The sequence below is a fragment of the Streptococcus sp. 'group B' genome (assembly GCF_002073795.1).
GTDB classification, from domain to species: Bacteria; Bacillota; Bacilli; order Lactobacillales; family Streptococcaceae; genus Streptococcus; species Streptococcus agalactiae.
Genome location: NZ_CP020432.1, coordinates 1,123,949 through 1,150,412, shown reverse-complemented (window position 1 = coordinate 1,150,412; position 26,464 = coordinate 1,123,949). Strand labels below are relative to the sequence as shown.

At 35.5% G+C, this 26,464-nt stretch carries 22 protein-coding genes, 1 pseudogene and 1 CRISPR repeat array; of the genes and pseudogenes, 2 read left to right on the top strand and 21 right to left on the bottom strand.

Translation table 11 applies throughout. The annotated features are described in order from the left end of the window. Nucleotides 1-2: 2 nt before the first annotated feature. The 19 genes from A6J68_RS06170 to cdaA form a co-directional block, all read right to left on the bottom strand. Nucleotides 3-662: an HD domain-containing protein gene (locus A6J68_RS06170; RefSeq protein ID WP_000180008.1), complete on the bottom strand. Its 660-nt coding sequence runs from the start codon at nt 660-662 to the stop codon at nt 3-5. 99 nt (nt 663-761) lie between these two features. Continuing rightward, nucleotides 762-3,395, bottom strand: coding sequence for a pneumococcal-type histidine triad protein (locus tag A6J68_RS06165; protein ID WP_000678305.1), 2,634 nt, complete (start codon nt 3,393-3,395; stop codon nt 762-764). Between the two features lie 245 nt (nt 3,396-3,640). After that, nucleotides 3,641-5,473, bottom strand: a complete 1,833-nt coding sequence (gene lepA / locus A6J68_RS06160) for a translation elongation factor 4 (RefSeq protein ID WP_001019130.1) — start codon at nt 5,471-5,473, stop codon at nt 3,641-3,643. 135 nt (nt 5,474-5,608) lie between these two features. Continuing rightward, nucleotides 5,609-6,025 carry a nucleoside-diphosphate kinase gene (gene ndk / locus A6J68_RS06155; RefSeq protein ID WP_000438312.1) on the bottom strand — a complete coding sequence of 139 codons (417 nt, stop codon included), beginning with the start codon at nt 6,023-6,025 and terminating at the stop codon, nt 5,609-5,611. A 140-nt stretch (nt 6,026-6,165) separates the two neighbouring features. Then, on the bottom strand, nt 6,166-6,303 hold the full coding sequence (locus tag A6J68_RS11505; protein ID WP_000238430.1) for a hypothetical protein: 138 nt from the start codon (nt 6,301-6,303) through the stop codon (nt 6,166-6,168). A gap of 31 nt (nt 6,304-6,334) precedes the next feature. Then, complete coding sequence (locus A6J68_RS11755; RefSeq protein WP_000900563.1) at nt 6,335-6,595, bottom strand: hypothetical protein; 261 nt, start codon at nt 6,593-6,595, stop codon at nt 6,335-6,337. A 52-nt stretch (nt 6,596-6,647) separates the two neighbouring features. After that, nucleotides 6,648-7,409: a CRISPR direct-repeat array (repeat unit 36 nt; unit sequence GTTTTGGAACCATTCGAAACAGCACAGCTCTAAAAC). A gap of 100 nt (nt 7,410-7,509) precedes the next feature. Then, nucleotides 7,510-8,175, bottom strand: coding sequence for a type II-A CRISPR-associated protein Csn2 (gene csn2, locus A6J68_RS06150; protein ID WP_000590710.1), 666 nt, complete (start codon nt 8,173-8,175; stop codon nt 7,510-7,512). After that, on the bottom strand, nt 8,162-8,503 hold the full coding sequence (gene cas2, locus A6J68_RS06145; protein WP_000122196.1) for a CRISPR-associated endonuclease Cas2: 342 nt from the start codon (nt 8,501-8,503) through the stop codon (nt 8,162-8,164). The genes csn2 and cas2 overlap by 14 nt, the downstream gene beginning before the upstream one ends. Next, nucleotides 8,500-9,369, bottom strand: coding sequence for a type II CRISPR-associated endonuclease Cas1 (cas1, locus tag A6J68_RS06140; protein ID WP_000929494.1), 870 nt, complete (start codon nt 9,367-9,369; stop codon nt 8,500-8,502). The genes cas2 and cas1 overlap by 4 nt, the downstream gene beginning before the upstream one ends. A 1-nt stretch (nt 9,370) precedes the next feature. Continuing rightward, nucleotides 9,371-13,483, bottom strand: a complete 4,113-nt coding sequence (gene cas9 / locus A6J68_RS06135; RefSeq protein WP_001040107.1) for a type II CRISPR RNA-guided endonuclease Cas9 — start codon at nt 13,481-13,483, stop codon at nt 9,371-9,373. Between the two features lie 279 nt (nt 13,484-13,762). Next, the gene (locus A6J68_RS06130; RefSeq protein ID WP_000653357.1) at nt 13,763-14,419 is read right to left on the bottom strand and encodes a TIGR01906 family membrane protein; all 657 of its coding nucleotides are present in this window, start codon (nt 14,417-14,419) and stop codon (nt 13,763-13,765) included. Next, complete coding sequence (locus A6J68_RS06125; RefSeq protein WP_000323544.1) at nt 14,409-15,179, bottom strand: TIGR01457 family HAD-type hydrolase; 771 nt, start codon at nt 15,177-15,179, stop codon at nt 14,409-14,411. Before A6J68_RS06125 ends, A6J68_RS06130 begins: the two co-directional genes overlap by 11 nt. Beyond that, a complete protein-coding gene (locus A6J68_RS06120; protein WP_000523795.1) occupies nt 15,180-15,917 on the bottom strand; it encodes an acyl-ACP thioesterase domain-containing protein in 738 nt (245 codons plus the stop codon). It lies immediately after the preceding gene. Between the two features lie 3 nt (nt 15,918-15,920). Next, entirely contained in the window at nt 15,921-17,051 is a 1,131-nt protein-coding gene (hemW, locus tag A6J68_RS06115; protein ID WP_000914665.1) for a radical SAM family heme chaperone HemW, read from the bottom strand. A gap of 92 nt (nt 17,052-17,143) precedes the next feature. Beyond that, entirely contained in the window at nt 17,144-17,524 is a 381-nt protein-coding gene (locus A6J68_RS06110) for a TIGR02328 family protein (RefSeq protein WP_001241816.1), read from the bottom strand. A gap of 24 nt (nt 17,525-17,548) precedes the next feature. Then, nucleotides 17,549-17,920 (bottom strand): YbgA family protein, encoded by a 372-nt coding sequence (locus tag A6J68_RS06105; RefSeq protein ID WP_000159234.1) that lies wholly within the window; start codon nt 17,918-17,920, stop codon nt 17,549-17,551. A 122-nt stretch (nt 17,921-18,042) separates the two neighbouring features. Next, on the bottom strand, nt 18,043-19,395 hold the full coding sequence (gene glmM, locus A6J68_RS06100; RefSeq protein ID WP_000521432.1) for a phosphoglucosamine mutase: 1,353 nt from the start codon (nt 19,393-19,395) through the stop codon (nt 18,043-18,045). A 53-nt stretch (nt 19,396-19,448) separates the two neighbouring features. Continuing rightward, the gene (locus tag A6J68_RS06095; protein WP_000713236.1) at nt 19,449-20,408 is read right to left on the bottom strand and encodes a YbbR-like domain-containing protein; all 960 of its coding nucleotides are present in this window, start codon (nt 20,406-20,408) and stop codon (nt 19,449-19,451) included. 2 nt (nt 20,409-20,410) lie between these two features. Further along, entirely contained in the window at nt 20,411-21,262 is an 852-nt protein-coding gene (gene cdaA, locus A6J68_RS06090; protein WP_000350949.1) for a diadenylate cyclase CdaA, read from the bottom strand. 139 nt (nt 21,263-21,401) lie between these two features. On the opposite strand from cdaA, the gene murT reads away from it, so the two are divergent. Both murT and gatD read left to right on the top strand, forming a co-directional pair. Beyond that, nucleotides 21,402-22,745: a lipid II isoglutaminyl synthase subunit MurT gene (gene murT, locus A6J68_RS06085; RefSeq protein WP_000700875.1), complete on the top strand. Its 1,344-nt coding sequence runs from the start codon at nt 21,402-21,404 to the stop codon at nt 22,743-22,745. Next, nucleotides 22,745-23,530, top strand: coding sequence for a lipid II isoglutaminyl synthase subunit GatD (gene gatD / locus A6J68_RS06080; RefSeq protein WP_000222749.1), 786 nt, complete (start codon nt 22,745-22,747; stop codon nt 23,528-23,530). The genes murT and gatD overlap by 1 nt, the downstream gene beginning before the upstream one ends. Before the next feature lie 65 nt (nt 23,531-23,595). Here gatD and ltrA read toward each other — a convergent pair. Then, a pseudogene (ltrA, locus tag A6J68_RS06075) lies at nt 23,596-24,872 on the bottom strand (group II intron reverse transcriptase/maturase). A 580-nt stretch (nt 24,873-25,452) separates the two neighbouring features. Further along, entirely contained in the window at nt 25,453-26,442 is a 990-nt protein-coding gene (locus A6J68_RS06065) for a lipoate--protein ligase (protein ID WP_000875298.1), read from the bottom strand. Nucleotides 26,443-26,464 lie beyond the last annotated feature (22 nt).

Sequence of the window (26,464 nt, the reverse complement as noted above, 5' to 3'; positions counted from 1 at the left end):
TCCTAACCTTTACCATTCCATTCAGCATAAAATTCGGCTAAATATAGTTCTAAAAAATCATGACGTTTTTGAGCAAGCATTTTCCCTTGTTTTGTATTCATAAGGTCTTTTAACTTTAATAATTTTTCGTAAAAATGCATGATAGCTGTATCCTGACCATTACGATACTCTTCTAAAGTGAGGTTTTCTCGTGGTTTTAAGTTAGGGTCATGAATTAAACGTCCTTTACTCCCTGAATAAGCCATCGTTCTTGCAATACCAATAGCCCCCATAGCATCTAGGCGATCTGCATCTTGAACAATTTGACCTTCCAATGTTTTCATAGTCAATCCAGTTCCTGCTTTGAATGAAATATTTTCAAGAATATCAAGGATATGTTCTACTTCTGCTATGGCAAGATCTTGACTATATAACCATTGAGTCAATTCATACGACGCTTGCTTACTATCTTGGCAGATTTTGTCATCAATAATATCATGCAAAAGTGCAGCCATTTGACAAATAAAGGTATTAGCACCTTCTTTGTGTGCTAATTCTACTGCAAGATTTCTTACTCTAACAATATGAAACCAGTCATGGCCACTTGGATCATTTTTTAATTTATGGTAAACCATATTTTCAGTTGCATTTAAAATCACATCTTCTCTTTTAACCATAGTCATATTATAGCTAATTTTCTAAAAAAATAAATGATTTAGCATATAAATGCAAAATCCTCCAAGAAATTCTTGAAGGATTTTATATATTAGCTCCGTAAAAGATTAATGGTGATGATGACCTACATGTGCATGATCTGTTTCTTCATGGTCATGATGTTCATCATGTGTTTTAGGGTTTTCTTTTTTACTATCAGCATTCGCTTGAGCAGATTTTTCAGTGTTTTTTTGGTGATTAGTATTATCTGAAACTTGTTTGTCCTCTTTAGAAGCCATAGCTGCTTTTTCAGCAAGACTACCATTTCCAACCATTGAACCTTCTACAACTGCTGGAAAATTCTTAGCTACTGCTTCAGGAATATTTTTTTCATTCAATTTCAATTGTGATGTTGGAACATTGTTATGGCTAAAATCAAGATTTGTAACTGTTTTGTTAGGTGTTTTAATATCTAAAGATTTAAGTTTATTTCTAGAAACACTTAAGGTCTCAAGTGAAGTATAATTATTAACACCTTCAAGTGATGTTAACTGATTATTAGTCACATTCAAGAATTTTAACGAACCTTGTTTATTTTTCAATACTAGTGACTTAATTTGGTTCCCTTCAGCTTCTACTTTAACAATTTCATCGCTCTCTTCAATACCATCTAATGATGATAATTTCGCATTATTAATTGTTAAATTAGATACCTTAGGATTTTGCTTTAAGAAACTTAGATTGCTTGTATTCGTCTCATTTAAAAGAAGCGTCTCAAGACTAGTTGTTTTTAGAGTCGATAAGTCTGCGGATTTATTGTTTGATAAATCTAGAACTTTCAAATCTTTTTTACCAGAAAGTGCACTTAAATTCTTCACATTATTATGATCAAGGTGCAATTCTTGGAGTTTTGTCAAGTTTGATAACGGTGTCAAGTCAGAGATATTGTTATGACTCAAAACTAAGAATTGAAGGTTTGGTAATTCAGCCAATGGTTTTAGCGAAGTAATGCCATTATTAGCTGCAGCAATAAGACTTAATTGTTTATATTTTGTAAGGAAAGATAAATCCTTAATACCGTTTTGTGAAATATCCAATCCTTCTAATAGTGGCATCTTATCAAGGAAAGAATAATCTGTAATACCAGTATTTGTCATCCAAAGCTGTTTAAGTTTTTTGAATTGCAAAACTGGCGTCATATCATTAATCGGAGTAAACCCAATTCCTAGAACTTCAATATTAGGCATCAATGATAGACCAAAACGCTGGAATGGATTGGTTCTTTGTCCAATGTTAATCTTAGTAACAGTTGCAAGCCACTGACGCATTTTTTCAGGATTAGTTTCATTTGATGGGAATGGTGTTGGAGCATCTGCATGCAGAATATCCTGAATAATCTCATCATCAAAACCAATTTGTTTTAGAGTTGCCATACCAACTTTATCTTTTGCATGAGAGTGATCGTGGTGTCCATCTGGGATAGGCTTCCCAATTTCGATATCCTTACTTGCTATAGTGTGTGAGTGGTCATCATGTGGATACTTAAAGATGATACTTCCATCCTCTGACGTTAATACTTCAATTTGATTAGGATTTAAACCAAGCTTCTCTGCTAAATAAATTAATTTCTTTTGATTTTCATCAGATAATTTATTTGATTTAGTGTGCTCGTGTTCTTCATGCTTATGGTCGGACTCATCATGGTGATGACCTTTGTGATGATCTTCGTCATCATGATGTGGATTTGGAATTGGCTTACTTAGATCAATATCTTTGGCCATAATAACATGTGTATGATCATCATGTGGGTATTCAAATCCAATTTCACCATTTAGTGTTTTAAGGACTCTGATACGTGAAATATCTAAATGTAATTCACGAGCAAGGTAAGCTAGCTTATCTTTGATGTCCTTAGGTAAAGTATTTTCATTTCTTGGCTTTTTACTTGATGGTGACTGTTTTTTAGAATCAGCTTTCTTTTGTGGTTGGTAACGGTCAGCAATTGATCCCCACCCCCCTTTTCTTAAATCAGCAAAACTAATAAAATGCAGATGATTATGATGTTCTACTAAAATACCTGTTGGGGTAGTGCCTTTTATTCCTCGTCCATTAAATAAGAAACCATCACTTGTTGGGTAGTGAAGCCCTGCAATTTTAGAACTATTAACCCTGTAATGGCTATTACTTTGATTTCCTAAACGTGAAACAGCTCTACTTGCTTGTACTTGCTTTTGCTGAGATAAACTTGCTTTTGGAATATAGTGGAAATGGTCACCATGTCTGACCACGTAGCCATTAGCATCTTCTGAAACAATATCTGCGGGATTAAAAACATAGCCATCATTTAATGTATTAACAGCTACCGCCCCTGCTTTAAAGTTTCTTACCGCTTGATTTTTATTAGTTTTTGCATTAGCATTAGGGATTAAATAGCTAAATTTTGAACCTTTTAAATCAGAGTAAAAAATAAAATGAGAATGATTTCCATGTGCTACAACGATTCCAGAATCTGTATGAGATAAAATCTTCGAATCTTTAGTCAGTAAAAAGCCATCATCAGTTGGAAAGTCAACCCCTGCAACACCCTTGCGTTTTTTATGACTTTCCTTAACAGAGACTTTCTTTTTATTAGCTTTTTTCTTAGCAACCTGCTTTGTTTTAATATGATAAGAATTTTTGTGTTCTTGAGTATGACATGCCGTAAGAGCAAAATGGCATGACAGGACAAGACCAGCTAGAGCAATAATTTTTTGACCTTTCATGAGTCCTCCATAAATGTTTTTTCGTTTTAGTTAACTAGTTAATTATATCAGATGTTTTTCTTTTTGCAATACTATTTGCCATCTTTTTATTATTTATTTGCTAACAAAAACTCATTTATAGCTCATTTATATTTAAATAAAGATATTATAAAGCCATATTATTTGATAATTGCAGACAAAGAAAAAGTAACTTAAGCACGAAGCTAAGTTACTTTAAAATAGATAAATGATATCATCTTTCTGAATTATTTTTTGTCATCATCGTCCATTGATAAAACACTTAAGAAAGCTTCCTGAGGAACTTCGACGGAACCAATTGCTTTCATACGCTTTTTACCAGCTTTTTGTTTTTCAAGCAACTTACGTTTACGTGAAACGTCACCACCATAACATTTTGCTAAGACATTTTTGCGTAGTGCTTTTATATCAGAACGAGCCACAATTTTTTGTCCAATAGCTGCTTGGATAGGAACTTCAAACTGCTGACGAGGAATGATTTTTTTCAACTTATCAACGATCAATTTACCACGTTCATAGGCAAATTCTTTGTGAACAATAAAGCTTAAAGCATCCACTTTATCACCATTTAAAAGAATATCCATTTTAACTAACTGTGAGCGACGATATTCGGAAATTTCATAATCAAAACTAGCATAGCCACGTGTTGATGATTTAAGCTTATCAAAGAAGTCAAACACAATTTCAGCTAAAGGAATTTGGTAAATAACATTAACACGATTATCATCAATATAATCCATTGTTACAAAGTCACCACGTTTACGTTGTGCTAACTCCATTACAGCACCGACAAATTCTTGAGGAACCATAATTTGCGCCTTAACATATGGTTCTTCAATGCTGTCAACACGAGTAGGATCAGGAAATTCAGATGGATTCGAAACTTCAAGCATTTCACCATCAGTTGTATTAACATGATAAACTACTGATGGTGCAGTCATAATAAGATCAATATTGAACTCTCGTTCCAAGCGCTCTTGGATAACGTCCATATGTAAAAGCCCTAAGAAACCACAACGGAAACCAAACCCTAATGCTTGTGATGTTTCCGGTTCAAACTGTAGACTAGCATCATTCAATTGTAATTTTTCAAGGGCTTCACGCAGATCGTTATACTTATTTGATTCAATTGGATAAAGACCGGCAAAAACCATTGGGTTCATTTGCTTATAGCCATGCAAGGGGTCTATAGCTGGGTTATTAGCAAGGGTAATGGTATCACCAACACGTGTATCAGCAACTGTTTTAATTGAGGCAGCAATATACCCTACATCTCCAGTTGCTAAAAAATCACGTCCAACTGCTTTGGGAGTGAAAATACCAACCTCAGTAACGTCGAAGGTTTTACCATTAGACATCATTTGAATCTTATCTCCTGGCTTAACCATACCATTTACAATCCTTACTTGCAGAATTACTCCACGATAAGCATCGTAAACAGAATCAAAAATTAGAGCTTGAAGAGGAGCATCTACTTCCCCAGTCGGAGCAGGAACTTTTTCAACGATCTGCTCTAAAATTTCTTCAATACCAATCCCTGCCTTAGCTGAGGCAAGTACAGCTTCTGAAGCATCTAGACCAATAACATCCTCTACTTCTGCACGTACACGTTCTGGATCTGCTGCTGGTAAATCAATTTTATTAATAACTGGTAGTATCTCTAAATCATTGTCTAGAGCCAAATAAACATTTGCCAGAGTTTGAGCTTCAATTCCTTGGGCTGCATCAACAACCAGTATAGCACCCTCACAAGCTGCCAATGAACGTGATACTTCATATGTAAAGTCAACATGCCCTGGCGTGTCAATCAAGTGAAAAATGTAAGTTTCACCATCTTTAGCAGTATAATTAAGCTCAATAGCATTTAACTTTATAGTAATCCCACGCTCACGTTCTAGGTCCATAGAGTCCAACAGTTGCGCCTGCATTTCACGACTAGAAACCGTTTCTGTTTTCTCTAAAATACGGTCTGCTAAGGTTGATTTTCCATGGTCAATATGAGCGATAATCGAAAAGTTTCTAATCTTTTCTTGACGTTTCTTCAAATCTTCAATATTCATTCTATTTCCTATACAATTTGATATGTTTAACTTCTAAAATATTAAAACAGTCCTATAGACTCTAGAATATTATATCAAAAAGAAGACCGATGTAAAAGAGAATTAACACTTGAACATCAATCTTCATTAAGTCTATTAGTTATTGAACCAAATGGCTATCTCGCGAGCTGCAGATTCAGGTGAGTCTGACCCATGAACAATATTACATGTCGCTTGGTTTGGAGAGGGAGCTTGTGCAAAATCTCCTCGAATAGTTCCTGGAAGGGCATCTTTGGGGTTAGTACTCCCCATCATGGTGCGCCAAGTTGAAATGACCTCTTCTCCCGAAATAACTCCAATGATTACTGGACCACTAGTCATATAATCTACTAATGTTGGAAAGAATGGTCTATCCGTCAGTTCTGCATAATGTCTTTTCAAAATATCTGCATCTGCATGTCTAACCTCTAAGCGATCAATAGAGAAGCCTCGACGCTCAATACGACTAATAACTTCTCCAATAAAACCACGTTTTACACCATCAGGTTTTATCATAAAAAAGGTTTGTTCCATAATATTAGCACCTCATTTCTTTCTCCACTATTATAACATGAAAATATGTTTTCTGTAACTTCCAACTGTATTTCAAAAAAGGAGTGTCGGACACTCCTTAACTATATTAATAGGTGAGATCCATCATAGCTGTTAGTTGATTATGGATAGGTTCTCCACTGCTTTCCTTGTAAGCTTGCAAGTATTAGTGACAAAGAAACACCAGCAATCACTAAAAGAACCAACGCTGTCAAACTAATAATTAAGTAAAGCGTAGAACAATCTAGCCCTTTAACCATAAGGTTGGAATTATAGTCTTTCGTATCTCTTCTATCGACACATTCTCTTTGAATCCGAAAAATAATTCGAATTTTCTACTAATAGACACACCTCTAAATGACGTTCATATTTTTTAGTCGCCAATATATAAGTTTCCCAATCAAACTGATAAACTGGGGTGATTTCGTTAGCTTGGCCAACTAAGTTCTGAATTACGTCTTGAATTAATCTAATTACCGCCTTCCCCCACATTCTCTGAAAATTTATTTCAGTATAACAAAAAACTAGAACACCACAACGGTGCCCTAGCATAATAACCGCACAGCTCTAAAACACATATCAGGAATATAAAAATCGTTCAAATGTTTTGGAACCATTCGAAACAGCACAGCTCTAAAACTGCCTTTTAATTCAGCTCCCACTTTTTATCGTTTTGGAACCATTCGAAACAGCACAGCTCTAAAACTTGTATATGACCCGTTACCGCTATCAAATAGTTTTGGAACCATTCGAAACAGCACAGCTCTAAAACTTCTTCCTGTAAAAAAATTCTAACCAATAGGTTTTGGAACCATTCGAAACAGCACAGCTCTAAAACAAACAGTAACTCTGGTCTTGGACACACTCTGTTTTGGAACCATTCGAAACAGCACAGCTCTAAAACACAAAAAGGTGGTATAAATACCTTAATTAAGTTTTGGAACCATTCGAAACAGCACAGCTCTAAAACATAATTGATGTTAAATCATCAATATCGATAGTTTTGGAACCATTCGAAACAGCACAGCTCTAAAACCGGCGACTGATTAGGTAACCGTTAGCTCGTGTTTTGGAACCATTCGAAACAGCACAGCTCTAAAACTTTACCAGTTGTACTTCATTTGCTTGATAAGTTTTGGAACCATTCGAAACAGCACAGCTCTAAAACGAGGACAAATTATATTTGTCATTGTTAAAAGTTTTGGAACCATTCGAAACAGCACAGCTCTAAAACTAATCTGCTTTTCATACGACACAGAGCGGTGTTTTGGAACCATTCGAAACAGCACAGCTCTAAAACTATAAGCGATAAATACAACAGGTTATATAAGTTTTGGAACCATTCGAAACAGCACAGCTCTAAAACCTCGTAGAAAATTTTCTTTTGAGCTTTCGTAATCGCGCCATTCGTCTCAGCAGGACTTCAGTTTCGATGATTCCTTGTTATTACTGTGCTTTTACTAATATTATACCATATTTTCGCCTATCAAGAAATAATCCTTATCAATAACATATTGCGGTAAATCATAGAGTCTTCTAGGTTCTAGAAAGAGTACTGACTTTTGCATTAAATTGATGTATTCACATAATTTTATAACTTCATCTTTGGTAAGATAAGCTCCGCTATTAACAAAAACCAAGAGATTCTTTTTCGTTAAATAATGGTAAACTTGTATAATTTCAAAACATTTTTCAAAGATAGTGTCGCTCTGTGTCTCAATTTTGACTCCTAGTGCCTTAATGAGTTCTAAAATCGTGATTTCATCGTATTCTAAATCAAGCTCATTCTCTAGACACTCAAATGCGATAAGTTCTGTAATAGTAGCTGCTAATTTTTCTACCATTGATTTCACTTCTGGCTTTTCGTTGAATTGATTTTCTAAGTCACCATGTATCAACTTTAGAATAGGTGCTGAGTTGACATCGTATCCTAAGATATCTGTAACCATCATTAACTCTGTTGCCTTCAGACTTTTCTGCTTATCATCAAATAATTTCAAATGTTCATCTACGTCATATTGATAAAAATGTTTCACCAATGAAGAATAAACTGAAACATCTTCTATCGTTAAAATCGTAGCATTACTTAACACTAATGGTTCATCTAAAATTGGAAAATTAATCTTGATCATAAGAATCTCCTAGGAAAACCAAGCGACTATCAAAGTTGGCAACACTTGTGTTGCGTTCTCCATGGAGGTAAACCATTCTCGCAAATTGTTTTTCCGTAACTGTTAAGAGTGTGATATTACCCTTCTTAGGATTATTCACTTTAAGCCGACCTATCATAGCATTATTAGCTGTATTATTGAGTAATAATTTACTATAAACAGAGAACTGATGCATAATAAAACCTTCGCTCAAAAGAAACTTTCTAAACTTACGATACGCCTTACGTTCTTCTACTGTTTCAGTAGGCATATCAAACATTAAAATCATTCTCATATACCGATAACTCATATCCTAAACTCCGGAATCCCATTCCCATCACTATTTAGCGACTTAATAACTTTTTTGGTGTAATCGCTGACAATATTTGAAAGATACATTTCTTTACCGTCGTAACTGTATGTCTCTGAAAACATAGAAAAGAGTTCTCTTTTCATTTTGACAAAATCACTCTGCCTATTTTCATAAATAATCCTATCAACGATTGGGCGAAATGGTTCCATAATATCGCTTGCTAGGTTGAACTGATTAAATTGATTAGCATGCTTTAACCCAAATTGTGTCATGCAACCACACTTAACGACTTCACGCGCAAACATACTCAAAAGCAATGAATATCCGTAGTCTAAACCAGCATTTATTGGATTATCATGTTCTCTTGAAAAATCATTTCCAAAAAGTGTATTGAAATAAATCCTAGCTGCATGCCCTTCACGATTGGAAGTATCAAAAGATTCTAAATCATGATAGAGATTCATAATAGACTGGGATTTTTCAAAGAAAGAACACTCACCAAGATAAAAAGACTGATTCAAAATTTTTTGTGCAATGATTGACGTCCAAACATCCGCTTTGACATCTTCAATCCATGACATCTGCCTAGATAATTGTAAACTCGAATCATATCTGGCATAGTACGGCATTAACATAGCTGTTGGCAAGCGTTTGTCATCACAAAATATAACTAAAATATTTTCATCAACCAAACGTTTAATCAGCATGGTCGACAAAACGATATCTGTTGTTTCCATGATTAGAATGTCAATCTCTGATAGATGAATCATTTCCGTCTGATAAGAATCTTTAAAAACCAGATGATTATTTTTATAAGAGAGCTTAGAATGTGTATTTACAACAACGGTTCGCCAACCTGCCATATCAATCTTCTCCTAACTTACCCAAATCAATACGTGTTTCATAAAGTCCAGTAATAGATTGATGAATTAGGGTAGAATTAAGTACTTCTTTAGTTGATGTATAGCGTTTTCTATCAACTATTTTATCAAAAAATTTAAAAGCTGCTGGAGCTCCTAGACTGGTAAAAGTAAATAGATTGATAATATTATTAGCAAGTTCATCTACTGATATATTTTCCTTATTATCTTGGTAAAGCTTATTGATTTTCTCTAAATTAGCATCTGCTAGAATAACTCGATTTGAAAAATCGTTGATTATTTGAAGAATATCGTCGAAATAAGAAACATGTTGAACTACAAATTCCTGTTTTTGTTCAATTTCTTCTGGTTTTCCTTTTAGCTCATTGTAACGACTTGCAAGGTATAAGAACTTCATATATTGTGTTGGTAAGGCTAGCTCGTTACCTTTTTGTAATTCACCAGCACTAGCAAGTAATCGACGACGCCCATTTTCTAATTCGAACAGACTATACTTCGGTAAAATCATTAATTTATCGTCCCTAATATTTAAATAACCTTTTGATTCAAGGAAAGCTGATGGATTTTTCTCAAATCTGAATCTCTCCATGATGGTAATTCCTAAAAGTTCCGTAACTGTTTTTAGTTTTTGTGCTTTACCTTTTTTGATATCAGCTACAACTAAAACAGAGTAAGCTACTATCGGACTATCAAAACCTCCATATTTCTTAGGATCTAAATAAATATCCTTCGTTTTTCTTGGAATCAACTTATCTGAGTTACCATGCGCCAAGATTGATTCCTTAGAGAAACCACCTGTCTGAATCTCTGTCTTCTTCACGATATTGACCTGAGGGTATGACAAGACTTTTCTAACTGTCGCAAAGTGTTTCTTCTTATCCCAAACAATTTCACCCGTATCATTATTAACTTCAATATCATCTTTTACAACAACGGTTCCATCCGCCAAAGTTACCTTAGTTTTAAAGAAGTTCATAATATTTGAATAGAAAAATAGCTTTTCTGTAGCGGATTTACGCGTTTTGTAACTGTTATATTTTGGATAGTCACCGTAGACAAATTCTGGCTCTAACTGAGGATATTTGGTTAGAATAGCTTTAGCAACTACTGCATTAAGATAGGCATCATGTGCATGGTGATAATCATTAACTTCACGAATTTTATAGAATCCAAATTCTTTTCGGAAATTTGAAACCAAATTTGACTTCAAGGTTACAATTTTAACTTTGCGAATCCTTCTACCTTTACTATCAAGCTCATTATTAAAGCGTTCATCCAAGATACGGGCAACATGCTTGGTAATTTGTCGTGTCTCAACCAACTGACGTTGGATAAATCTTGCCTTATCATCGGAAGTTAGGCCTCCGCGCTCTGCCTTAGTCAAATTATCATACTTACGCTGACTCATTAACTTAGCATCAAGTAATTTTTTCCAGAATGCTTTGCGTGCTTTTACAATATCAATGCTAGGAACATTATCTGATTTTCCACGGTTTTTAGCAGATGATACCAAAACACGATTATCAATAGAATCATCTTTTATGAAAGCTTGAGGAACAATGTGATCAATATCATATTGACTTAAATTGTCAATATCTAGTGCTTCCCCTGTGTACATATCTCTTCCATTTTGTAAGTAATAAAGGAAAAGTCTTTCATTTTGCAACGCTTGATTATCCGTAGGATATTCTTTCAAAATATTGCCATTCAAGTCACTAGCTAGATTCTTAACGCCTTCCTCAAGAAGTTTATAGCGTTGTCGAGTGTTACGACGACCTTGATTTGTTGTTTGATTCTCACGCGCCATCTCAACCACAACTTGTTCAGGTTCGTATCCCATGACTTTAACAAGCTCATCAACAATTTTCAAACTTTGTAGAATCCCCTTTTTAATAGCAGGGCTACCTGCAAGCTCACCTACAACTTCTTTTAGATTATCTGAATGACTACCAGCCTGTGCCTTGTCAATAATTGGTTTAAATGATAGACCATCATCATGTATCAACTGCATAAAGTTGCGATTTGCTCTTCCATCAGAAATCAGATAGTCCAAGATTGTTTTTTGACTCTCTTTATCTCTAATGCCATTAATTAACTTAGCAGACAATCGTCCCCAGCCAGTATAGTGACGGCGATAGAGTTTTTTTAGTTGTGACTCTGTAAAAAGATCTTTATAGTTTTCAAGACGCTTCTTAATCATTTCTCTATCTTCAAATAAGGTTAGAGTTTGGACGATATCTTCCAAAATAGACTCATTATCTGGATTATCAAGAAAATCTTTGTCTAGTATTTTTTTGAGATCGTGGTAAGTTCCCAATGAGGCGTTGAAAGCTTTATTTTCTTTATCTAGACCAATAACATCTACTATCCTAAACTCCTCATATTCTTTAGCCAGAAAATCTAGCAACTTCTTCTTGGATACCTTACGATGTTCCTTGAATACTCCATCAAAGATTTCTTGTTTAATATTGCTATCAAAAAAATAAGTCTCACCTTGCTCATTTTTATATCTAACCTTAGTCAACTCATTATAGACCGTAAATTTTTCATAAATAAGACTATGTTTTGGTAGGACTTTTTCTTCAGGAAGATAGAGGTCATTGTTGGTCATACGATGGATAAAAGCTTCCGCAGATGCTTCCTTATCAACCAATTCTTCAAAATTCCAAGGTCGAATACTGTCATCTGTTTTGCGAGTCATCCATGCAAAATCACTCTTCTCACGTGCTAGTGGCCCGACATAATAAGGAATTCTAAAGGTAAGGATTTTTTCAATCCTATCTAGATTCTCTTTCAAGAATGGATAGTATTCTGATTGACGTCGAATAATAGCCTTCAATTCTGTCAAATGGACTTGGTGTGGAATTGAGCCATTATCAAAGGTCCTTTGTTTTCTCAAAAAATCTTCATTCTTGATTTTTTCAAGAAAATACTCGCTACCTTCTTGCTTGGTCAACAATTTTGACAAGTATTTATAAAATGCTCCTTGATTAGTTTTGCCTTCAATATAACCAGCGTAGCCATCTTTTGATGAATCAGTAAATATTTCTTGATATTTCTCAGGCAATGAAGCTTTTACGAATTGTTTTAACTGTTTCAAGTCCTCTCTATGTTCATCGTAACGCTGAATCATAGAGGCAGAAAGTGGCGCCTTGGTACTGAGATCAGTTACTGTAAGAATGCCAGATAAAAGAACACTATCATATAGCTTTTTCGCTACTGAGAATAAGTCAGCAAATTCATCACCAATCTGCCCAAGAAGATTTTCTAAATCTTCATCGTAGCTATCCTTAGCAAATTGAAGCGGCGTTTTATCTTCCAAATTGAAATGTTTCTTGAAGTCAGCTTGATTTCCGACAATCAATTTCAAAAATTCTGCAAAAATGCCAGTAGATTTTTGGTTAGGATACTGCGCTAAAATGCGATCTTTCTTCGCAGACTTGCTAATCTTATCTGTTAGAATTCCCTCTACATCTATGTTTTGAGATAACAAATGGTTATTTTCGAAGGTAGTATCAAAGATTTCTAAAAAAGCTTGATATTGTCTTTGAATATCAGTATTCCTCACATCAAAGCTATCATCCTCAATTAGGAAATGTCCTCTGAATTTAATGATATGAGCTAGAGCCAGATAAACAAGACGAAGGTCTGCTTTTTCTTTCTTGTCAGCTAATTCTTTTCTCAAGTGATAAATCGTTGGGAACTTTTCATGATAATCTTTCTCCTCCTGCATTGTTGCAAAGATAGGATACTTGCTCCCTCTCTTGTCGTCCTCAACTAGAAAAGAATCCTCTAATCGATGAAAGAAACTATCATCAACTTTACTCATTTCCTCTGCAAAAATTTCTTGTAAATATAGAATACGATTTCTACGACGTGTATAACGACGGCGAGCAGTTCGCTTCAAGCGTCTATCTGAAGCAGTATTTCCACCATCAAAAAGCAGAGCACCTATAAGATTCTTCTTTATGTATTCTTTATCTGTATTCCCTAAGACCCTCATCTTCTTAGCAGGTACCTTATAATCATCTGTAACCACAGAATATCCGACGGAATTAGTTCCGATGTCGAGACCTATTGAATATGGTTTGTTCATAATTTATCTCCTTTTATTTAAAATATCACTTTAAAAACGCAAACTTTAAAGTTTTGCTAATTTTTACTTGATTATTACATTAAAATAACATATAATAATTTTGTTGGAATTATTCGAAACAGCACAGCACGTTAAAATAAGGCAGTGATTTTTTAATCCAGTCCGTATTTAGCTTGAAAAAGTGAGCACCGATTCGGTGCTTTTTTTATGTCATTGTTATAATTCCGACATTTCTCATATTTGTATTATAAAAAAATAGCAAACAAAATGCAAGCGCTATTATAAGGCTTGCATTTTGTTTTTATATTTTCTTAATTTTAAATGTTTTCTACCTATTATCAAAAGAATTATAGTTATTGTTTCATAGATTAACAAAAAAATGATGAAACAATGGAGGAAAAAAGTTTCAGGAAGTATCCAAATTACTGGATCCGTTAGAGGATTAAATTGCCAAGTAGAATCTCCTGGAAAAAGCACCTCATGAAATAGAGTGAAAAACTGATCAAAACCCAACAGAAAAGCACATACTACAATAAAAATAGGCAACATAATAGCTATCTTGAAGAAGCCTTCATATAGAAAGATACTTTTTTGCTTCCATCCACGTCTTAAAAAATAAATAACTGGAAAAGTTAGTATAACAAAAAGCCCATGCGCTAGAGTAAAAAGATATTTTACATCCGCAAAATGCTTTAAACCATCCTCTGAAGAAGGAAAGCTAGGCATATTTAAATCAGAGATAAAAGGATGAGTCAGATATATCATCAACTTATTAAAATTATAATAAATTGTTTCAGCCTTTAAATACACAACCTTTTCTAATTTTAAAAACTGAATTTCTATAGGATAGATCAACCAAGCAATATAAATTGTAGCTAGAGTTGCTAACGATATAATCCAAATCCAAGTTAAAACTACTAATAACTTATCCTTCATTAAATGTCCATTCATCTAAACTTGCTAAAACATAACTTGGTTGAATTGGTAAATCTGGTACTTCTTCAACTGTTGTAAAACCCGTTGTTACTAACAAAGTATCAATATCATTATTAATACCAGCCATGATATCTGTCAAATAATTATCACCGACCATGACTGCTTGATTTCTAGGAATATTTAAAATTTCAAGTGCCTTATTCATAATGATGGCATTTGGCTTTCCAATAAAGACTGGTTTTATACGCGTTGCGGCTTCTAATAAAGCATTTAAGGAGCCAGCACCGGGTAATAAACCACGTTCAGTAGGAATATTCAAATCTGGATTGGTTCCAATAAATAAAGCACCATTTTGAATTGCTAACGTAGCAGTTGCCAATTTATCATAAGTAACATTCCAATCTAAACCAACAACCACATAGGCTGGATTTTTTGTATCCTCCACATAACCTGCATCTGCAATAGCTTTTTTAAGCCCTTCTTCACCAATAACGTAAGCTGTTTTTCCACGGTTCATATCATTCATATAGTCAACCGTAGCCATAGTTGCGGTATAGATTGTTTCAAGTGGTGTTTCAACATTGAAGCCTCGAAGCATTTCCTGAACGCTTTCTGGTGTGCGAGTCGTATTATTAGTTACTAACATATAAGGAATGCCTTTTTCTTGCAAACGTTCGATAAAACGCTCTCCTGCTGGGATACGACTTTTCCCTTTGTAAATAGTACCATCTAAATCAATAAGATATCCTTTATAAGCCATTTAATCCTCCTTTTTTTCCTGCCATTCAATCCTAGCTTGAGCATGAATAGCATCGCCACCAATAATATCATGACGTGTCACAAGACCATCTTGATACCAATGAGACTTAATATCCGTTCCATATTGAATTTCCTTAATATATTTTAAATCAATTTTTTTAGGAATGTGGCTACTTAGAAAATCTAAGTCCAACACATCATACATCCATTCTAGATACTTACTATTATTAACATGTCCATTCATATCTAAATCAAAATAACGAACATGGTATTGTTTAACTTTACTATCTCCAATGGGATGATATTTCGGCCCTCGAATAACTTTTTTGATTCTTTGGGATTGGTAAATTGAAGTAATATCATCAAGAACAGGATGAATCTTCCGTGTTTTAAAATCCATTAAGACAAAAGCAGATGAAATCGTTATTATTTTTTGCCCGTCTTCACCATAAATATAAAAATAGCGGTAACACAATAATTTATTATGAGCTTTGGCTTCAGTCTCAATGACTATCTTTTCAGCATGCTTGGGTAAACGCTCAATATCAATAATATAATCTGTAACGACCCAAACCAATCCGTATCTTTTAAAAACGATGTCATCGCCTATTCCTAATTTTAAAGATTGTTTGGCTGAAATTTGTAACGCTAAAGCCAACAACTGCGGTAATTTCATATAATGATTAGTGTCTGATTCATAAAAAGGCACTTCGTAAGTTTCTCGATATAATAAACCCATTTTTTACTCCACAATAAATTTCTCGGCAACCGTATCTCCTAAGAAGAGACCTTTTTTAGTCATCTGGATAAAACCATTATTTTCTTTCAAAAGCCCATCACTTTGGAGTTCTTGAACAATCTGACCGTAACGTTTCTCAAAGGACGTTCCAAATTTTTGTTCAAATTTTCCGATGGAAACACCCTTTTTTTTACGAAGACCGAGGAAAAGCTCCTCTTCCATCATTTCATTTTTTGATAATACTTCTTCAGATAACCTTGCATTACCTTCTGAAACACCCTTTAGATAATGTTGTATTGGCCCTCTATTACGATAACGAATACCATCAAGATAACCAGAAGCACCTGCACCAACACCATAATATTCTACATTATCCCAGTACATCAAATTATGACGACTTTCAAAACCCGGCTTTGTAAAATTAGAAATTTCATAATGCTCAAAACCATTTCTCTCCATTTCAGAAATGATATATTCAAACATCTCGGCTTCTAAATCTTCTGTTGGCAAATGTAATTTCCCACGACGCATTTTATTCATAAATACAGTATGGTGTTCTAAAATTAAACTATATAGACTCAAATGAGGAATATTTAGAGAGAGAGCTTTGGCTACATTACTTCTAACATCATCCATCGTTTGTCCAGGTAAGGCATAAATTAGGTCAATAGAGATATTTTGAAAACCAGCTGTTTTAAGAGCATCAATTGTAGAATAAATTTGTACCTCATTGTGACTGCGTCCAATACGCTTTAAATGTTTATCATTAAAGGTCTGAACTCCTAGAGAAACTCTATTGACAGCTGACTTTTGAAGCACCTCTATTTTATCAACGGTTAAATCTCCTGGATTAGCTTCGATAGTGAACTCCTCTAAAGTATTTAAGTTTAAATCTCTACTTAACTCCGTCAATAAATAGTCCAGTTGCACAGCGCTTATAGATGTAGGTGTCCCTCCTCCAATATATAAGGTGCGCAATTCTGTAATATCATAAGACCGAAATTCACGGATAAGAGCCTGAAGATAAGCGTCTACAGGCTGATTTTTAATAAAAACTTTTGAAAAATCACAATAATAACATATTTGGGTACAAAATGGAATGTGTACATATGCTGAGGTTGGTTTCTTTAACATGTTTCTATTTTACCACTTTGCCCTTAAAAAAACACTCCTCTAAAACTTGATAATATAGCTTTTTATTCCAAAATAAAAATAGAGATAAATCTCTATTTTATCTTATTTATAGGAAGGTCAATTCCTTTTGCTTTTAAATTCCATAGACATTCTTGTAGATAGTCTTGATTGTGCTCAGGATAGATAGGTGTCTCCAAGTCAACAGGATTAAGTGTATCATATCTTGGGCACTTCATTCCCCTATATTCTGCAATTAGCCATTCTTTAGATACACGATACCCACGCTCCATCATTTCTTCCATAACTAATTGATGATATGCAAATAACCTATAAGGTGAATATCGAAAAACATAATCAACAGTCTCATGTTTTCTCCCCCACCCATTCCCTCTCAATGCACAACACTCTCTATGCTGTCCTAAAAGTTGCTGCCTAGGCAATAACTCAATAATATCTTGATGCCATAATCTCATTTATATACCTCAACTATCAATCTTTTACTCTTCTTCGAAAATAGAAGAGTTTTGTAAATAAGAATTTGGGTATTTAGCTAATAGCTGTTTTAGAAAAGCTAACAGTTTTCTTCGTTGATAACCTGTTTTCCTGTATTTTTCCAGCAAGGTTAAAAATTCTTCTTTTTCTTGACGCTCTGCCTTATTTTTAAAATAGCCCCATATATGCATATAAGCATTAGTCACTTGTGATGGTGATTCTTCTAAAAGCACTGCTTGGTCAATGAGTGACTGAACGTCTAAAACGGTACAATTTGGTGATTTCAAAGTTTGTCTAATATCCAAATAAATTTTCTGAGATTTACTTAAGACTAAATACTTGTGTTTAGCCCATAATAATTCTGCTTCTTTAGTCATTTTCTCTAAACTCCCTTCTCAAATCAAAAAGAGAGAGAAAGGCGTATGCTTGATGCTCCACTCCAATTCCCTCTCTTTATTATTTTATAACATTGACGACTTTATAGCAGAATAACGCCGTTTTAATCTAAACCAATTTCTGTACGAACGACATCTGCGATAGTATCAACATAATAATCAACCGCTTCATTTGTTGGCGCTTCTGCCATAACTCTAAGAAGAGGCTCAGTACCACTAGGACGTACTAGAATACGACCATTGCCATCCATCTCTTCTTCCATTTTAGCAATAATTTCCGCAATTGCAGGAACTTCCATCGCTTTATCTTTCATGTTATTTTCAACACGAATATTTACTAATTTTTGAGGATAAATCGTCACTTCACTAGCTAACTCTGATAATTTCTTACCAGTTTCTTTCATGACCTTAGTCAATTGGATGGCTGTTAATTGTCCATCCCCTGTAGTATTGTAATCCATGATAATAACGTGGCCTGATTGCTCTCCGCCAAGATTATATCCTGATTTACGCATTTCTTCAACCACGTAGCGGTCTCCTACAGCGGTAATCGCTTTATGAATTCCTTCACGGTCGAGCGCTTTATGAAAGCCGAGATTTGACATAACCGTTGTTACGATTGTATTCTGAGCAAGCTGCCCTTTATCAGAGAGATATTTCCCAATGATAAACATAATTTTATCACCATCTACAATCTCTCCATTTTCATCAACAGCGATCAAACGATCACTATCACCATCAAAAGCTAGACCGATGTCGGAACCATTTTCTCTAACTAAACTTTGTAATTGCTCAGGATGTGTCGAACCAACACCATCATTGATATTCAAACCATCTGGTTGATCACCAATAACACTTATATCAGCATTCAAGTCTAAAAAGATATTCCGAGCTGAGGCTGTTGCTGCACCATTTGCTGTATCCAACGCAACATTCATACCTTCTAAATCAATACCAGTTGATTCCATAAACTTCTCATATTTCCGAAGTCCTTCAGGATAATCTACTAAAGTACCTAAACCTTGTGCTGATGGACGTGGTAAAGTGTCTTCCTTCGCATCAAGTAAAGCTTCAATTTCTAATTCACGATCATCATCAAGTTTAAAACCATCACTACCAAAGAACTTAATACCATTATCAAGTGCTGGATTGTGGCTTGCTGAAATCATAACCCCTGCACTAGCTTTTTCTGTACGAACAAGGTAAGACACTCCAGGAGTGGCTAAAACACCAAGTTTATAAACCTCAATACCTACTGAAAGTAGACCAGCAATCAAAGCAGATTCCAGCATTTCACCAGAAATACGAGTATCACGAGCTACAAAAACTCTCGGACGATCAGTTTCGTGTTGACTTAGAACATATCCTCCAAAACGTCCTAATTTAAAAGCCAATTCTGGCGTCAGTTCAACATTAGCTTCACCGCGAACACCATCTGTACCAAAATATTTTCCCATAATTTTTTTCTAGCGAAAAACGCTACCTCCATTTTTTTCGTTTTTATTATCTATTATTTTTTAGTAGTTGTCAATTGAACTGTTACTTGAGCAGGATCAACTGAAACATTGTTTGCAGAAAGATTAATTTTCTTTTCTGTATTTTTAGTTACGTCTGAAATATCTACCTCAGCATTAATAACAGAAATAGCTTCTAAAGCCTCTTTTGTTCCTGAAATTACTGCTTTTTCTTGACTCAACTTGTAGTTAATTTTTGAAATACTATCGCTGAATTGTCCTACTGGTATCAAATTAATCGGTACTGTCTTGGTCAATTTTTTTACCTTGACAGATAAAGTTGCTTTAGAAGGGTGAATAATACTTGCTAATACTGTACCATCTGCTGTTACAGCTTGTAAAGTAACTGTCTTGTTAAAATCATCATCAAGAACTTTATCATCAGGGATATTGGCAGCGACATGGTCAATACGATCTATAATAGATTCATCACTAGTAACTTTAACTTTTGACACATCAACTGACATCTTATCGACTGCATAACCAGCTTTAATTTGCTTATCATTAACATGTCCATAAACCGGAAACTCTTTTGTTTTCTTTTTACCCATAGTTACTGTAATTGTTGTTGGAGAAACCGTAGCATTTACACCAGATGGCAAATTTACTACCTTTAGTGGGACTTTGTGAGTCCCTGGTTTCATATTTGTCAAATCAGCGACTACTTTAAATTTTCGTGTATCCTCATTTATTTCAGAATCTAGCTTAACACGATTAACCGATGACATATAGACATCTGCCCCATAAGAATAGCCACTAATAAAGTAATCATCACTATCGTATTTGATGTCTATTGGCACATCTGTTAGGGTATGTGTATATGTCTCAGACGCTCCTGCAATCTTACTATTGTCTTGATGGTTCATACTTGTTGCAGTTGCCGTTAAAAATAATAAAATAGCCAGAAAGAGTGAGACAACGCCTAACCAAAATTTATTTGTAAAAAATTTTTTCATGTCTACTTCCTCCTCAATAGTTGATTATACCAAGCTAATTTTGAGTTTTCCTCTTGATTTTGAATCAACTGAGTTCTCAGAATTGCTTCAAAGCTATCTTTAGAAAGATCATGTAAAAATTCACCTTTCAAAGCAACAGAAATACCACCAGTCTCTTCAGAAACAATAACCGTTAGTGCATCTGAATTCTCTGATAGACCAATCGCTGCTCTGTGGCGTGTTCCAAATTCTTTTGAAATCGAAGATGATTCTGATAGAGGTAAGTACGAACATGCTGTAGCAATTTTTTTATCTTTTACAATAACAGCACCATCGTGCAGTGGTGTATTAGGAATGAAAATATTAATTAACAATTCACTGGAAATATCTGCATCTAATGGGATACCTGTAGCTATATACTCTTGCAAAGTTTGGGTACGTTCAATTGAAATCAAGGCTCCTATTTTACGCGGACTCATATAAGCAACTGCCTTAACAAGGGCATCTACTAGCTTTTCATCACTGCTTAATTGAGAACGTTGCGTAAATAGTTGTGGTGTTCGCCCAAATTTTTCGAGACCTGTTCTAATCTCTGGAGCAAAGATGACAACACCTGCAATTACACCATAAGTAACAATCTGATTCATCAAAAATGTAATCGTTGTTAGCCCTATCCATTCTGACACAAATCTAATGATGATAAACAAAATAACGCCCTGAATTAAGGACATAATTTTTGTGCCTGCTAGCGCTTTGATAAATTTATAAATCAGAACAGCTACTATGATAATATCCATGAGATGAATAAGGATCATCCATGGATTTTCCATAATGCTCGCCCAAAACTTTGAATCAATAGCTGAAAAAATATCCATATCTTCCTCTCTACTGGTAGCCTGTCGAAGAGTTTCTTGCTTAACTCCTTGATTTCTTATTTTCCATCGTCTACATTATACCATGTTTTCATAATATTTTCTTTAGCAAGAAAGCATCTTTTTATGATAAAATATCTTTATGAAAATAAATACAGCACTAGGAGTGGCTGCCGGTAAGTCTGCTCATTACCTTTTAAGTAAAATGGGACGTGGTTCTACTTATCCGGGTAGTTTAGCACTCAAATTCGATAAAGATATACTAGATACAATTGCCAAAGATTATGAAATTGTAGTTGTGACTGGTACTAACGGTAAAACCTTAACAACAGCTTTAACAGTTGGTATTTTAAAGGAAGCCTTCGGTCAGGTGGTAACCAACCCAAGTGGAGCAAATATGATTACAGGTATTGTTTCAACCTTCCTAACAGCTAAGAAAAGTAAATCTGGTAAAAAAATAGCTGTCCTTGAAATAGACGAAGCGAGTTTACCCCGTATTACACAGTATATAAAGCCTAGTTTGTTCGTCTTTACCAATATTTTCCGTGATCAAATGGACCGTTATGGCGAAATCTACACAACTTATCAAATGATTTTAGATGGAGCTGCTAACGCTCCGCAAGCTACTATCTTAGCTAACGGTGACAGTCCACTTTTTAATTCTAAAAGCGTGACTAACCCTGTGCAATTCTATGGATTTGATACCGACAAACATGAGCCACGATTAGCACACTATAATACTGAGGGTATTCTCTGTCCAAAGTGTCAAGCAATTTTAACTTATCGATTGAACACATATGCCAACCTTGGTGACTACACTTGTCCTAATTGTGATTTTGAACGTCCAAACCTTGATTATGCCTTAACAAGGCTAATACATCTGACAAATACTTCATCAGGTTTCGTTATTGATGGCCAACAATATAATATCAACGTGGGTGGCCTTTATAATATTTACAATGCTTTGGCGGCAGTATCTGTTGCTGAATATTTTGGTGTAGAAGCAAGTCAAATTAAAGATGGATTTGATAAAAGCCGTGCCGTTTTTGGTCGTCAAGAAACCTTTACAATTGGAAATAAAAAATGTACCTTAGTTCTGATTAAAAATCCAGTAGGAGCTAGTCAAGCTCTTGATATGATTAAACTTGCTCCATACCCGTTCTCTCTTTCAGTACTATTAAATGCCAATTATGCTGACGGTATTGATACTTCTTGGATTTGGGACGCTAATTTTGAAACTATTCTCACGATGAATATCCCAGAAATATTTGCTGGTGGTGTTCGCCACTCTGAAATTGCTCGTCGCTTACGTGTAACTGGTTATGATGAGAAACGCATAAAACAAGCTGATAAACTGCAAGATATTATGGCAATGATTGAGCAGCAAGAGACTGAGCATGCTTATATTTTAGCAACATATACAGCTATGCTGGAGTTTCGTGAAATTCTTGCTAACCACAACGCTATCAGAAAGGAGATGAATTAATGACTTATACCTCACTAAAATCTCCTACTACCAAAGATTATAAATACACTCTTAATGTAGCTCATCTTTATGGTAACCTATTAAATACTTATGGCGATAATGGGAATATCTTAATGATGAAATATGTGGGAGAAAAACTAGGATGTCAAATGACATTTGATATCGTTTCATTAGAAGATAGATTTGATCCCAACTATTATCAGATGGCATTTTTTGGTGGTGGACAAGACTACGAACAAGCTATTGTTGCACGCGATCTTCCCAGTAAGAAAGAAGACATTAACAAATTCATTCAAAATAATGGTGTAGTACTTGCTATTTGTGGAGGTTTCCAACTTTTAGGACAATACTATATTCAAGCTAATGGAGAACGAATAGAGGGCATTGGCGTTATGGGACACTATACGCTAAACCAAAATAATAATCGCTATATTGGTGATATCAAGATTCACAACGATGAATTCAATGAAACATATTATGGCTTTGAGAATCATCAAGGACGTACCTTTTTATCAGAAGACGAAAAACCTTTAGGAACTGTCATTTATGGAAATGGGAATAACAAAGAAGATGGTACTGAAGGGGTTCATTATAAGAATGTTTTTGGGTCATACTTTCACGGTCCAATCCTTTCACGTAATGCTAATCTAGCTTACCGTCTTGTGGCAACTGCCCTCCGTAACAAATATGGTAAAGAGATTGTCCTCCCTAGTTATGAAGAAATTTTATCTTTAGAGATTCCTGAGGAATACGGAGACGTTAAATCAAAAGCAGATTTTGAATAAATCGAGTAGAGGCTAATCTCTAGCCCCTCTCACACCACCGTACGTGCCGTTCGGCATACGGCGGTTCAACTAACTTTTAACGCATGTCGTTCAAGATAGTAATCTAAGCAACTGACCAGTCCTCGCTTTGCGAGGGCTGGTTTTGATATAGCACGTTTGAGTACCGACTTCTGAGCTACCAACTGATAGTGGTCACCCCATCCAGAAACTTTATCGGCTATCCATCTAGCAACTCCTAGTTTTAAGAGTCCCCATAGGCGCTTTGCTTTCTTCTTCCATTGCTTCCAGATAATCACTCGAATACGGGTTCGCAGACGCTCATCTATTTGTGTCATGATACTCTTCATATTGCCAAGCGAGAAATAGTTTATCCATCCTCGAATGACCCAGTTCAATCGTTCAATGCGAGTTATCAGGTCAATGCTCCATTTCCTCATCGTCAGTTGCTTCAGTTTTCGCTTAAAGCCTGAACGCTGTCTTGGTGAGGACGACACTTCCAACCTTTTGGAGATTTCCAGAAACCAAATCCGAGGTATTTGAGTTTGTTCGGTCTGACAATCTTGGTCTTAGTCATGTTGACTTTCAACCCTAATCGCTTCTCAATATAGCTACTGACCGAATGCATGACCCGCTTAGCAGCTGCTTCGCTTCCGACAGTGATGACACAGTCATCGGCGTAACGGACAAAGCGAAGACCTCGCTTTTCCAACCCTTTGTCTAACTCATTAAGCATAATATTAGATAGGAGGGGTGATAGATTCCCGCCTTGAGGTGTCCCGACTAAAGTCTTATGTCGCTGTCCGTTAATAACAACTCCCGAATGGAAGTACTTACGAATCAGTGACTCCGTATCGCCATCTTGAATGATATTATGAACCAGGGACATCAATCTGTCTTGCGGAACAGTATCGAAGAACTTTTCCAAGTCAATGTCCACAATCCACTCGTAGCCATCGTTTAAATACTCAAGTAGCTGAACAATGGCTGTTTCGCAGGAGCGATTGGGTCTGAACCCATAGCTATACTCTGAAAAATGTTTTTCGCAGAGTGGACTCAAAACTTGAACGATGGCCTGCTGAATCATTCTATCCATAGCCGTCGGGATACCTAGGTTACGAACTCCTCCGTTTGGTTTTGGGATTTCAACCCTGAGAACCGGTTGAGGTTTATAGCTCCTCTCTTTGATGAGTTTCTTGGTTTCTCGCCAATTTTGGTGAAGATAGTCATCCATCTGCTCGATAGTGACCCCATCGATACCAGCAGAACCTTTGTTTGATTTCACTTGCTTGTAAGCTTCGAGCATATTGTTCCGAGATGATATCTTATCTAGCAATTCTGACATGTGCGTATTCCTTTCTTTTTTCGTTGTCTGCATGATATCTTACATTGGTGAACCTTCCTCTAGTCAATACGTAACCGCATCTAGTTCTATCAGACCGTTTGTTTTACAGACACAAGTGAAGTAGGATTACTTCGATTAGTTGTTCACCCCTTCGTTCCATTTCCATTACAGAAACTTCATCACTACTATGGGTTCGGCTGACTTCTTGTCGTTCGTTGTTACTAGGTTTTACCCTTGACAGGACCTCACGGGATAAGTCGGACATCTTTCCTCGTTTACTCTCGTGATTTACGTATATAGGTTACGACTACCTATTTGGACTTTAGAGTTTATAGCCCCCTCATCCGCTATATACGCCTTCATATCACGTTTCTGTTCGTAGAGCCACGATTTCGCTATCCCTTCCTCTCCCCGCTACCTCACGATAGTCAAGCTTGGGAGTCGCTATTGGGTTCACCGGTAGCGGGTGCCCACAGAGGACTTGCACCTCAGATGTACGACATGCCCGTCGTACTATAAGGCCACTTAACCATACAAAAAACCTAGCCAAAGGCAAAGACTTTGACTAGGTTTTTTGATTTTAGTCTACAATAGCTTTTGTAATCTCTTCGGGTGTCATACGTGAGAAGTATTGACTTGTATCAACTGTTTTAAGCGCTGCTAAAACATCTTTGTAATCGTAGCGGACACCTTCCAACATTTTTTCAATATCATCTACAGGTTTCACTCCAAAGAAGTCACCAAAGATTTTGACAGATTTTATCGTTGAATTTTCAACATTAGCATAAGTCGTAATTTTTCCAGCTGGATAGCGGACACCACGTTCAATGGTGTATTCAGGTGCTTTACCATACGTCCAATCCCATGTAGCAAATTGATTATCGCGCATAGCTTGGATTTCTGATAACTCGGCATCACTCAAAACATATTCATCCATCTCTGGATATTCTTCCTTCACTTGAGCTAAAATGGCATCGCTAAATTCTTGTACTGTAATTTTATCTGAAAGATGGTCAACAATATTTGTAACACGTGCGCGTACAGATTTTATCCCTTTAGATTCAATTTTGTCTTTAGATACTTTGAGTGCTTGCCCTAAGACTGACATATCAACATCAAATAAAAGACAACCATGATGCATCATACGACCTTTGTAATAAGCTTGAGCATTTCCTGCAAATTTTTGTCCATTGATTTCTAAATCATTACGACCAGTAAATTCTGCTTTAACACCTAATTTAGCAAGAGTATCAATAACTGGTTTTGAAAAAGTTTGGAAATCAAAAGCACCTTCTTGTGTATTATTAGAAATAATAGTGTAGTTTAAATTATTCAAGTCATGATAAACTGCTCCGCCTCCTGACAAACGACGGACAACATGGATGCCATTTTTATCAATGAACTCTTTGTTAATTTCTTGAATTGTATTTTGATGGCGTCCAATAATGATAGCCGGTTCATTAATCCAAAGAATAAAGATTTCATCGATATCTGTCAACTTTTGAAAGGCGTAAGCTTCTAAAGCAACATTGTAAGCCGGATCATTAGACGTGTTAACGATATATTTCATTTTAAATTCCTAACTAATATTT

Coding starts and splice junctions, on each gene's coding strand:
- cas1 (WP_000929494.1), bottom strand. CDS start 9,369: ATGGCAGGTTGGCGAACCGTTGTTGTAAATACACATTCTAAGCTCTCT.
- hemW (WP_000914665.1), bottom strand. CDS start 17,051: ATGTTAAAGAAACCAACCTCAGCATATGTACACATTCCATTTTGTACC.
- murT (WP_000700875.1), top strand. CDS start 21,402: ATGAAAATAAATACAGCACTAGGAGTGGCTGCCGGTAAGTCTGCTCAT.
- A6J68_RS06120 (WP_000523795.1), bottom strand. CDS start 15,917: ATGGGTTTATTATATCGAGAAACTTACGAAGTGCCTTTTTATGAATCA.
- gatD (WP_000222749.1), top strand. CDS start 22,745: ATGACTTATACCTCACTAAAATCTCCTACTACCAAAGATTATAAATAC.
- glmM (WP_000521432.1), bottom strand. CDS start 19,395: ATGGGAAAATATTTTGGTACAGATGGTGTTCGCGGTGAAGCTAATGTT.
- A6J68_RS11755 (WP_000900563.1), bottom strand. CDS start 6,595: ATGCTAGGGCACCGTTGTGGTGTTCTAGTTTTTTGTTATACTGAAATA.
- A6J68_RS06165 (WP_000678305.1), bottom strand. CDS start 3,395: ATGAAAGGTCAAAAAATTATTGCTCTAGCTGGTCTTGTCCTGTCATGC.
- cdaA (WP_000350949.1), bottom strand. CDS start 21,262: ATGGATATTTTTTCAGCTATTGATTCAAAGTTTTGGGCGAGCATTATG.
- lepA (WP_001019130.1), bottom strand. CDS start 5,473: ATGAATATTGAAGATTTGAAGAAACGTCAAGAAAAGATTAGAAACTTT.
- A6J68_RS06095 (WP_000713236.1), bottom strand. CDS start 20,408: ATGAAAAAATTTTTTACAAATAAATTTTGGTTAGGCGTTGTCTCACTC.
- A6J68_RS06125 (WP_000323544.1), bottom strand. CDS start 15,179: ATGGCTTATAAAGGATATCTTATTGATTTAGATGGTACTATTTACAAA.
- ndk (WP_000438312.1), bottom strand. CDS start 6,025: ATGGAACAAACCTTTTTTATGATAAAACCTGATGGTGTAAAACGTGGT.
- csn2 (WP_000590710.1), bottom strand. CDS start 8,175: ATGATCAAGATTAATTTTCCAATTTTAGATGAACCATTAGTGTTAAGT.
- A6J68_RS06130 (WP_000653357.1), bottom strand. CDS start 14,419: ATGAAGGATAAGTTATTAGTAGTTTTAACTTGGATTTGGATTATATCG.
- A6J68_RS06170 (WP_000180008.1), bottom strand. CDS start 662: ATGACTATGGTTAAAAGAGAAGATGTGATTTTAAATGCAACTGAAAAT.
- A6J68_RS06110 (WP_001241816.1), bottom strand. CDS start 17,524: ATGAGATTATGGCATCAAGATATTATTGAGTTATTGCCTAGGCAGCAA.
- cas2 (WP_000122196.1), bottom strand. CDS start 8,503: ATGAGTTATCGGTATATGAGAATGATTTTAATGTTTGATATGCCTACT.
- A6J68_RS06105 (WP_000159234.1), bottom strand. CDS start 17,920: ATGACTAAAGAAGCAGAATTATTATGGGCTAAACACAAGTATTTAGTC.
- A6J68_RS06065 (WP_000875298.1), bottom strand. CDS start 26,442: ATGAAATATATCGTTAACACGTCTAATGATCCGGCTTACAATGTTGCT.
- A6J68_RS11505 (WP_000238430.1), bottom strand. CDS start 6,303: ATGGTTAAAGGGCTAGATTGTTCTACGCTTTACTTAATTATTAGTTTG.
- cas9 (WP_001040107.1), bottom strand. CDS start 13,483: ATGAACAAACCATATTCAATAGGTCTCGACATCGGAACTAATTCCGTC.